Annotated in this window: 10 protein-coding genes and 1 pseudogene; 4 read left to right on the top strand and 7 right to left on the bottom strand. The window is 42.4% G+C overall.

Annotated features, from left to right (window positions below):
* From IQ234_RS18380 to IQ234_RS18360, 5 genes are all read right to left on the bottom strand, one after another.
* Nucleotides 1-273: hypothetical protein (locus IQ234_RS18380; RefSeq protein ID WP_193958135.1), on the bottom strand; the 273-nt coding region annotated here is incomplete at its 3' end.
* Between the two features lie 186 nt (nucleotides 274-459).
* Entirely contained in the window at nucleotides 460-612 is a 153-nt protein-coding gene (locus tag IQ234_RS18375; protein ID WP_193958134.1) for a hypothetical protein, read from the bottom strand.
* 211 nt (nucleotides 613-823) lie between these two features.
* On the bottom strand, nucleotides 824-1,159 hold the full coding sequence (locus tag IQ234_RS18370) for a hypothetical protein (RefSeq protein WP_193958133.1): 336 nt from the start codon (nucleotides 1,157-1,159) through the stop codon (nucleotides 824-826).
* A gap of 47 nt (nucleotides 1,160-1,206) precedes the next feature.
* The gene (locus tag IQ234_RS18365) at nucleotides 1,207-1,398 is read right to left on the bottom strand and encodes a hypothetical protein (RefSeq protein ID WP_193958132.1); all 192 of its coding nucleotides are present in this window, start codon (nucleotides 1,396-1,398) and stop codon (nucleotides 1,207-1,209) included.
* Nucleotides 1,399-1,442: 44 nt separating this feature from the next.
* A complete protein-coding gene (locus tag IQ234_RS18360) occupies nucleotides 1,443-1,940 on the bottom strand; it encodes a hypothetical protein (protein ID WP_193958131.1) in 498 nt (165 codons plus the stop codon).
* A 239-nt stretch (nucleotides 1,941-2,179) separates the two neighbouring features.
* On the opposite strand from IQ234_RS18360, the gene IQ234_RS18355 reads away from it, so the two are divergent.
* From IQ234_RS18355 to IQ234_RS18340, 4 genes are all read left to right on the top strand, one after another.
* A complete protein-coding gene (locus IQ234_RS18355) occupies nucleotides 2,180-2,476 on the top strand; it encodes a hypothetical protein (protein WP_107706363.1) in 297 nt (98 codons plus the stop codon).
* Between the two features lie 62 nt (nucleotides 2,477-2,538).
* Nucleotides 2,539-2,880 carry a hypothetical protein gene (locus tag IQ234_RS18350; RefSeq protein WP_107706362.1) on the top strand — a complete coding sequence of 114 codons (342 nt, stop codon included), beginning with the start codon at nucleotides 2,539-2,541 and terminating at the stop codon, nucleotides 2,878-2,880.
* Nucleotides 2,847-3,899: a tyrosine-type recombinase/integrase gene (locus tag IQ234_RS18345; protein ID WP_228008617.1), complete on the top strand. Its 1,053-nt coding sequence runs from the start codon at nucleotides 2,847-2,849 to the stop codon at nucleotides 3,897-3,899. Before IQ234_RS18350 ends, IQ234_RS18345 begins: the two co-directional genes overlap by 34 nt.
* Nucleotides 3,900-4,081: 182 nt before the next feature.
* Nucleotides 4,082-4,969: a hypothetical protein gene (locus IQ234_RS18340; RefSeq protein ID WP_193958130.1), complete on the top strand. Its 888-nt coding sequence runs from the start codon at nucleotides 4,082-4,084 to the stop codon at nucleotides 4,967-4,969.
* A gap of 625 nt (nucleotides 4,970-5,594) precedes the next feature.
* Here IQ234_RS18340 and IQ234_RS18335 read toward each other — a convergent pair.
* A complete protein-coding gene (locus tag IQ234_RS18335) occupies nucleotides 5,595-5,774 on the bottom strand; it encodes a hypothetical protein (protein ID WP_193958129.1) in 180 nt (59 codons plus the stop codon).
* A 32-nt stretch (nucleotides 5,775-5,806) separates the two neighbouring features.
* A pseudogene (locus IQ234_RS18330) lies at nucleotides 5,807-8,846 on the bottom strand (hypothetical protein); the annotation flags it as partial.

Genomic DNA, 8,846 nt, shown 5'->3' with positions numbered 1-8,846 from the left:
TTTTTTTTGCCGTTCTAGCCGGTCGCGTTCTCGCTGTAATTTTTTCGCTTCCCATTCATTGCGATCGAATGCTTCGCTTTTTCTGGGAACAAATTTACCCCACACCCCATTACTGGCAACCCCTAAGTAATGCCAATCAGGATGCTGCGGATCAAAGTCGATGTGAGAATGGCATAGAACCAATTCCCCATTGGCACTATACCGACAATCGGGGGAAGCTTCCCCACACACCGGGCAAGGGTTAGAGCGGCTAAACTGTTTAAGCTTACTCATGGCTCGCCCCCTTTTGGTTCAGGGTTGCCACGGTCGCTAATTGGTTCGTTTGTACTGATTTTCCCTTTTTTGGGGATTTCTAGGGAATTGCTTGACAGTAAACTTCTATTAGTGTTATGTTTGTCCATATATGAATATGTTTTTTGTACCGCTCCCTAGTTTGGCGACTAGGGGCGGTTAGTTCTTTTAGGCGACTTTAGATAGGGAATCTCTAATCAGTTCGCGAACGATGACAGCCTCACTCTCATCACGCTCTCTAGCGAGTTTTTTGATTTTTTCTCTCATGGGATCAGGAAACCCGATTTTTATCTGTGTCATCGGTTTTGCTCTTTTTGCCATCTCAGACCTCTCTTTTTCGATTTTTCAATCTTTACCCTATGATAACACATAAAAAGTTAAGTAACTTGATGTGTACTACTCAAACATTAAACTTTTGAAAAATCACCCAAAAGGACTACTCCCAAAACCCCAAAACCCAATCAGGATAAGGGTTGCACGGGATATATTTGATTGATACAGTCAAATAACTTACAAAAAACTTACAAATAACTTACATATCATTAACCTCATCAAACACCTCACCCCAAAGAAAAGTTAGCCCCACAAAATCCCAATTAACGTTATCGAAATCACATAAATTGGGAGGACATAAAGTTTCTAATGTTTCCCGTGTTTTCGATAAGATAACCGTTAAATTCCCATCATTTTCTAACACCAATTCGCGCATAAAATGCGCGGCTTGACCTAAGAAAGACCTCCCGTCAACGCTATTAATAAAAAAATATTTGTCATCGTTTCCAAAATAAGTTAAAACCGCTAAAGTGTCGGGGTCTGTGGGTTTTTTGGCACTCGAAAAAATCTGGTAATACTCTTGTTTTGTGGTCATGTTTTTTACTCCTAAATATTGATTGTTTACTGATAACTGATAACTGATTAATCCTCTAGTTCCCAATCATTTTCGAGTAGTTCGGTGTTATCGCTAACTATCTCTATGTCTTGTTTTCCGTAATTGTCGATGGTGACATTAGCAATTAAATCATCGAGAAAAGAGATAGCCTCATCTTTGCTTTTTGCCTTGATTGTGACCTCAATCTTAAGGGGTAAAATTGCTGTAAATTCTGTCATTGTTTTGTCTCCTAATAAGGGGGAATATCCCCCCGATTTATTGATTACAGATTGAAGTGTTTGGTAGCTTGTATCCACAAGCTTGTTGCGACACAGCGCCGATCCTCACCCTCTAAATTGAGGTTTTCAGCTTGCTGTAAACAAAAACCGTAAAGTTTACTCATTTCTTGAATATAAGACGCGATTTCGCGTTTTTTATCGGCTGTTAGCTCACTCTCGCTTGTTTTTTCGCTTGTTTTTTCGATTACATGATTGGTGTTTTGTACTGGTTTCACGGGTACGGGTAATTCTGGGGGGAGAGGTTGCCCTAAGTTGGCCAGCGCGGGGTCTTCGATCAGGCTGTATTTTCCTTTCCCGTCAATTCCTACGGTTAGCGGGGAATTTTTGATCACATACTTCCGGGAATATTCGTCATCAACCCCGCGCCATAGCGGGAATTTTTCCCCTGTATCACGGTTCATAGCGTCGATAACCAATCGTTGACCATATTTGGTTGTTACTTCGCGGGGACGATCGAGCGCAATTGCTGAGATTAGCTTCATAATAGAGATATCCTTTTTTGGATGATAGGCGATCGCTTTTCTGATTGGTAGTCGAGAGCGGTCGCTTTTGGTTTATATCTTTAGTATATTTCTAGTCTCTTACTAAGTCAACTACCCATTAATTAGTATTTTACAGGTATTTTACTAAACCCCATTAGTTTATCTAATAAGTCTTGTACTTAGTAGTTTACAGGGTTAGACTTTAAAAGTAACGTATTAGTATTAAATCAATTAAAATCATGGCTACTGAGAATAGACCAGTATCCTGTTATCTCCCAAAAGATATAGAAGACAGCCTTACTAAGTATTGCACTCAAAACAATATCACTCGAAAAGATAAGGCCGGGAACATTCAACCGGCAATGGGAACCGCCATAGTAGAGATTCTCGAAACCTTTTTCGGAGATAGCCCTAGCAAGTTGCCCAACTTCGAGGAAAAGATCGACGCGGCGATCGAAGCCAAAATGAACGCAGCGATCGCATCGCTTCGGACTGAATTAGCTCCCCTATATGCGATCGCTCTCAGAGAAGATTAGAGCGTTCACCTAATGCACGCCCGTCAGTCATATTTGAAACAGATTAGCTAGGAGATTAACTCATGACAGCAGTTACCGAAAATGATCTTAAAAGACTAGAAGATTTAATTACTAATGGCATAAAGACGCTAGAAAATGGGCAGCTAGAAATCAAGTCAGATATAAAGTCCCTGAATGGAAAGACAGAAAATATCGACAAGCGACTCACTTCGATCGAAGCCCGTCTAGAAGCATGGAAACCCTCGATCGACAAAACGGCCGATCTTGCCGAAAAAGTAGGAGAACTGAAAAACTGGAAGCAGATCGCTTTTGTGGTAATCACCGCTTTTATCAGTTCGATCCTTAGCGGCATTACCGGTGGGGTGATCGGTTGGCTGATCCGTTCAGCGAAATTCAACCCCTAATCCCGCGCCGCGTGCGGGTCATCTCCCGTAAATATTTCGATAATGACGCTTTTCGCTACATGAACAGCCGAATTGTACCAATTAACCCGAAACTATCTCACCTATCCCCGGTTTCCCCTGACCTAGACTGGGATAGGGTTCTAACCGACTGGTTGAACACTAAGCGATCACCCCACACTCAAAGGGTGTACCGGCGTGACATTGAGAATTTTCTCGCTGATCTTAATCTGGAATTGGGGAAGTTTTTAACGCTCGATCGCCATGGTGCGTATGCCATAGTTTCAAGGTATAAAGGGGAATTAATCAAAAATAATCTTAAATCAGCTACAATTAACCGACGTTTAGCCGCTATCAAGAGTTTAGTCTCATTCGCTTACAATTGCGGTCACTGTGAGTTTATGCTAGAAGCGGTCAAAAGCGAGAAGCTGTGTGCCTATAGAGATACGTCGGGCATTGACCCGGAGACGTTTAAGCGGGTTTTGGGGGGAATCGATCGGGGAACATTGAAGGGTATCCGTGATTATGCCCTGCTAATCCTTTTGTGGAGTAATGCCCTTCGCCGGTCCGAGGTAAGTAAGGCTAATATTAGTGATTTTGACCAAAAGTCTAAAACCTTGAAAATTTACGGTAAAGGAAAGGGTAACAATGCTGAAACCGTCTCTCTTGGCAGTGCTACGGTAAGGGCGATCGAGGACTGGTTGACGGCGCGGGGTGAGCATGACCCCGATAAATCCTTGTTTTGTTCTGTAAATGCCGGATACCGGGACGGACGGCTATGCACTCAAGCTATCTACAATATCGTTAAAGAACGCTGTCAAAGTGCCGGTATTAGCAAGGTTATGTCACCCCACCGGGTTAGACACAGCGCGATCACGGCCGCGCTAGACGCTACCGGGGGGGATGTTAGGAGAGTCCAGAAATTAAGCCGTCACAGTTCCCTTAACACCCTATTGATTTATGACGATAACCGAAAAAATCATCAAGGGGAAGTGACAGATATTCTCGATAGTCTGGTTTAACCCCCAAAATACCCCCTCAAAAATGCCCCTAAAACCCTCGAAAAAAAGGTTTAGGGGTGAATCATCCTGAGTATTGGGATTTAATTAAGTGCCAATTCCTAAAGTGTCACAGTTAGATGGTATCATCTAAGCTAATTAGATTATGATAATATCATCCAAGATTAGATGATAGGTTAGATGCCATGAGTAAAGTAATTAGTTTTTCGATAAGCGATCGCTATCTCGATAAAATCCGATCCCTGTATCCTGATTTAACCGACAATCTAGCGGCCAAACAATTCTTAACAGACCGCTTAGATAGTAACTTAGATGATAAGTTAGATGACGACCTCAAAACCCTTATAGAATCAAGCTTAAGCAGTAGCTTAGATGATAGCTTAGATGGTATCTTAGATGATAAGCTTAAAAGCCTTATAGAGACAAGCTTAGATGGTTTATTAGATGAGAGGTTAGATGATGCTGTGGGAAAGTTTCTCAGTCAGGTCACTGAGAGAATGGCAAGGCTAGAATCAAGATTAGATGATAGTTTAGATGATGGGTTAGATGATATGGAACCCTTGCTTAAGCTACAGCGTGAAGCTTCAATCCCCAATCCCCCCATTGAGGAAACTGTAGAGACTGCTGATAATGTAGAGACTGACTCACTTTTTAAATTAGCCTTGAAGCTTGATCATCTAGACGATCAAGCGTTGATTGACGTGATAGAGAGCCAATTACAGGACGATGACAACGAGGAAAATTACTCAAGGATTGAGACGGCGCTGGAAGCGATCGAAACCGTGACGGTTGACAGTGTAGAACCTGACTTAACTATTGAGGGTGAGGACGCGATCGAAACCATAGAGGAAAACTACTCAACGGTTGAGTCGGGAACGGGTGAGGGCATAGAGAACCGACAAGGGTTGACCAATCAGCAACTACACGAAAAAACCCACGTCTCGATTAGAACGATTCAAGATTGGGCTAATAAGATTCAAAAAGGGAAAAAAACCACATCAACAAAATACCCTGATTTTTTTACCCACTGGACGCTGAACCCTAATGATAACCTTTGGTATCCTATCAATTAGCTTTAACCCACTTCTCAGGGTATTTTGCCCGATATTGGGGGAATATCGGGCATTTTCCTAATATGGTAGGATTAGCGTTTAACCACCTACATTTTAAATGTTTAAACCCTTGCTCTGTAAGGTTTTCAACCATTTGGTTGAGTAATCGTTTCAAGATTTTTTGAGTGAGTGACATTAGTTCATTCACTCAAAAAAACCCTTAAAACTCTTACCCTGTAAGATTTTCACCACAGCGATTTGTAGTTTTTCTGGTTTTTTTTGACCTATTCCTATTAGTTATTGTTTGGTTTTATTGGGTTTTCTATTATTATTAAATAGTAAAAACCCTCAATTCTGGTCATTTTTAGCCATAATTGACCATAATCACCCTTAACCATTGAGAATGGCATCCACAGTGATTAATCGTGAGAGATTGGCTATTTTCCGAGGATTATCGCCAAAAATGACCAAAAATGGGGGATTAAAATCAAGAAATCTGTACCGCTTTTTAAACCCAAAAATGCCCTATAAAGGGGGATTATGGCAAAAAACTCGCTATCGGTCGTTTAATTGCCGGGTCTTGCCTCTATGGTTTATTTTTGGGTGTTTTGGGTTAATTCTGGGGGATTACTGATAAAAAGGGGAATTATCCCTTATTTTGCCGATTTTCTCTAATTCTTTGGTTCCAAAAATTGTCAAAACTTACCTTAATACTAGATTGAGGTATTTTATTCTTTTTTGCTAATTCAGATAGCATGATAGGCCTCATCCATAGCGGTTTTTCAAGGATGAGATCAAATTCTTTTTCGAGTTCTTTAAAGTCCATTTTGATTGGGTTGATTAGGGGTTTTGGGGTGATTAGGCAATCGCCAAAAGCTGATTAAGAAGCTTGTCTCTTATCGGAATAGGTATAAATCCCCATAAATTTGACCACTGACTGCGTTCGAATACCTCTAGGATGGCCTCAAATTCCGATAAGAGTGAGTCCTCACTAGCGGCCGCTAAGTAAGCCGTAGCATCATCAAATAAGCCTATCTCGCTCTCAGTAAGGGTTTCGGCTTGGCCACATTTACTATATGGATTACTAATAGCAATTGTGGCCAAAATTTCGTCAAGAAATGCCCGGCACCGGTTAACGGTAGTCCGTGCCAGTCCACTAAGAGAAGCGATCGCACGTTCGGTTAATTTTTGTCCAGATTCCCGTAACTGATTAGCGGCCTCACCTATTAGGCGTTTAGTCCGTTCGATCGCACTTTCAGCGAGAGGGGTGATTTCATGGGCTTTACACTGTCTCAACTGATTAGGGGGGATAAGGCCGCTAAAATCGTAATCGGTAAGCAGTACAATCTCAAATCGGCGATCCGGGTAGAGATTAGCCCTTAGTCTCCCCATCTCTTGCTTAATGATGGATAGAATCCGATGACGGGTATAGCGATCAAAATCCTCACCATAGGGGGTTAAGCCGGTAGTAATGCTGTAATCATGCCGTAGGGATTCAAGGTTAGGGCATGGTAGTCCGTCAACGATTAGCCGACCTTTACCCGCGATCAGGTTAGTTCCCTGACTATTTACAAAATGTCTTAGGCTTGTCTCATCCCCTTCATCCTTGCAGTCAGATTGGAATCTGATACAAGCTGAGTTATCGGGGTCATTTTGCCGATAATGGTCTAAAATCGCCCTTACCCGTCGCTTTTGACCTTCCCCCCGATTCTTGCCATTACGGCCAAGGTCTGAAACTTGGATAAAATCTATATTCTCTGGAATATCCCCCCCGCTGGTAATCACCTCAATATTTAGTCCGGTTCGCGCTTCCAGATTCTCGATCGAGTCTGTGGCACTCAAGAAAATGACCTTAGCGGCCTCACTTATAATCGCTTGCAATCTCTCATCAACAAAAGAAACCGATAAAACACCATGATTAAGCGATAAATAGCCTTTTCCTTGCAAAGAATCAATTAATTCAGTTATCCACTGCTTTAAAGCTTCATTTTCTGCTTTTTCCGCTAGACTGCTATCCTTTTCGCTGAATGCCCGGCGAACTGCTATCGGCATATCGGCTATTGATTCCCCCATCTCACCGATAGGATTGAGAAAAGATAAATCAGGGGTTAACGCTTCTTTAAGCTTGATTAAATCGAGATTGTTAGGAATTAACCCTAAAAGCTTTTCTCTTAAGGTTTTCCCGTCAAAACCGTACCGATTAGTCTGTTTTTCTGAGATAAGCTTTTTAATGGCAATCAGTAGCGGCCTTAAGGACTGGAATAGATCATTATCCTTTTCCGCTAAGGATGCGATCGTATCCTTAACATCTTTCTCTGATACCGTAACCTTTTTGGTAGTGTTACAGCTTAACTCGCTTTCCTCAAAAATTAGGGCTGTATTCCCATAGTTAAAGCCATTTTCAGGATCAAGAGAATTAGGATTAGGTAAGCTTGCCGGATGAGCGATTAATCGCTTAGATTTCAATGCGATCGCTCGCTTGTTTAAGTAGTCATAGTCACCTTTACCAGACCGGCATAATTCAAGGAATTGGCAACCTTGGCAGATAGTAGATGATTCTATCCCGTGGGCTATATTTTGATTAGCTAAAGCCGCGTGAGTAAAGGGACGAGCGCAATTAGCCCTTAAATCTTTCTCTTGATAGCGATCGAGAGAATCTTTTCTTTTTCGCGTTCTCACTTCCCCCAATTCATTACGGTATAGCCCGGCGTGACGGCCTTCTAATATTGGCCAATCTTTGAGCGTTGGGGTTGTGGTATTTCTAGGATCATTAGTAATATAAAATAAATCTGTAACCCCTAGCTTGTCAGGGGTTAGCGTGCCAGCGTCGTGGCTTTTTCCGCTTCCAGTTGGGGAAGTATCGAGTAGATATTTAGCTTCCTTCCATAGACTTAATCTCTCAGACCGATCATAGATTTTTGCCTCTCGTTTAGTCGGTAAGGGTGAGGGTAAGGGTTTTTTAGTTTTTTTTCTATCTCTCGCTACCAATCGCTTAACCTTTTCCCAAAAGGGTAAAGGGTCACTTTTTCCCATTTCAAGGAATTGGCTAGGGGGGATAAATTCGATTGATTCCAGACTGCTTATCTCGTCAATGTCATCATTCTTTTTGCTTTCTTGACCCCACCAAGCGATTAATATCGGCTTCCCTAGAGATTCTAAAAATTTAATCTCTTTTTCCCAACGTCTCATGACATGATGATTATTTATGTCACCGGCATCCGGGCATAAAATTAATTGTCGATAGGGTTCGATCGCATTCTTGACTTGATTGGCACTGCCAGAAAAATGCCCACCGGCTGCGCCTATGGCATTGATACCGTGTTTATGCGCGGCCACAAAAGGCTTTAAAATCCCCTCACTTAACCAGACTTGACCGCTATCCTTGCCATTGGGGATAACTGTTATGGGTAATTCACCATCGGCTAAATGACTGGAAGTTAACCCCTTCGCCCATCGGTACTTAGAATCCGTAACATTCTCTAACCTTATCTGGTATCCGATCGCCCGGCCCTCCGGATCGAACGCCAAGCAAGCGATACCTACCCCACTGGCCGCTATCTTCCCACCGATAACGCCGGGTAGGTTTTGGGGGATACCGGGGGGAACATCATCATTAGGATAAATGCTAAAAAATAATCCTGACTCGATCGCACTCTCAGTCAAACCTCGATCGAGTAAAGCCTTTTGATGCCGGCGTGACAGCCCTAACGATTGAGACAAGCTTCTTAGAGCGTTGTCACGGTCTGGAATACTTAAGGCATTCTTAGCGTGTTTTTTTTGCCGTTCTAGCCGGTCGCGTTCTCGCTGTAATTTTTTCGCTTCCCATTCATTGCGATCGAATGCTTCGCTTTTTCTGGGAACAAATTTACCCCACACCCCATTACTGGCAACCCCTAAG

This window comes from Microcystis aeruginosa LEGE 91341, assembly GCF_015206885.1.
GTDB lineage: Bacteria > Cyanobacteriota > Cyanobacteriia > Cyanobacteriales > Microcystaceae > Microcystis > Microcystis aeruginosa_H.
The sequence above is the reverse complement of the archived record's forward strand: the minus strand, read 5'-3'. Positions and strand labels throughout refer to the sequence as shown.

Excerpts from the sequence above, each read along its gene's own strand:
- IQ234_RS18360 (WP_193958131.1), bottom strand. The coding sequence starts at position 1,940 with ATGAAGCTAATCTCAGCAATTGCGCTCGATCGTCCCCGCGAAGTAACA.
- IQ234_RS18340 (WP_193958130.1), top strand. The coding sequence starts at position 4,082 with ATGAGTAAAGTAATTAGTTTTTCGATAAGCGATCGCTATCTCGATAAA.
- IQ234_RS18335 (WP_193958129.1), bottom strand. The coding sequence starts at position 5,774 with ATGGACTTTAAAGAACTCGAAAAAGAATTTGATCTCATCCTTGAAAAA.
- IQ234_RS18365 (WP_193958132.1), bottom strand. The coding sequence starts at position 1,398 with ATGACAGAATTTACAGCAATTTTACCCCTTAAGATTGAGGTCACAATC.
- IQ234_RS18370 (WP_193958133.1), bottom strand. The coding sequence starts at position 1,159 with ATGACCACAAAACAAGAGTATTACCAGATTTTTTCGAGTGCCAAAAAA.
- IQ234_RS18355 (WP_107706363.1), top strand. The coding sequence starts at position 2,180 with ATGGCTACTGAGAATAGACCAGTATCCTGTTATCTCCCAAAAGATATA.
- IQ234_RS18375 (WP_193958134.1), bottom strand. The coding sequence starts at position 612 with ATGGCAAAAAGAGCAAAACCGATGACACAGATAAAAATCGGGTTTCCT.
- IQ234_RS18350 (WP_107706362.1), top strand. The coding sequence starts at position 2,539 with ATGACAGCAGTTACCGAAAATGATCTTAAAAGACTAGAAGATTTAATT.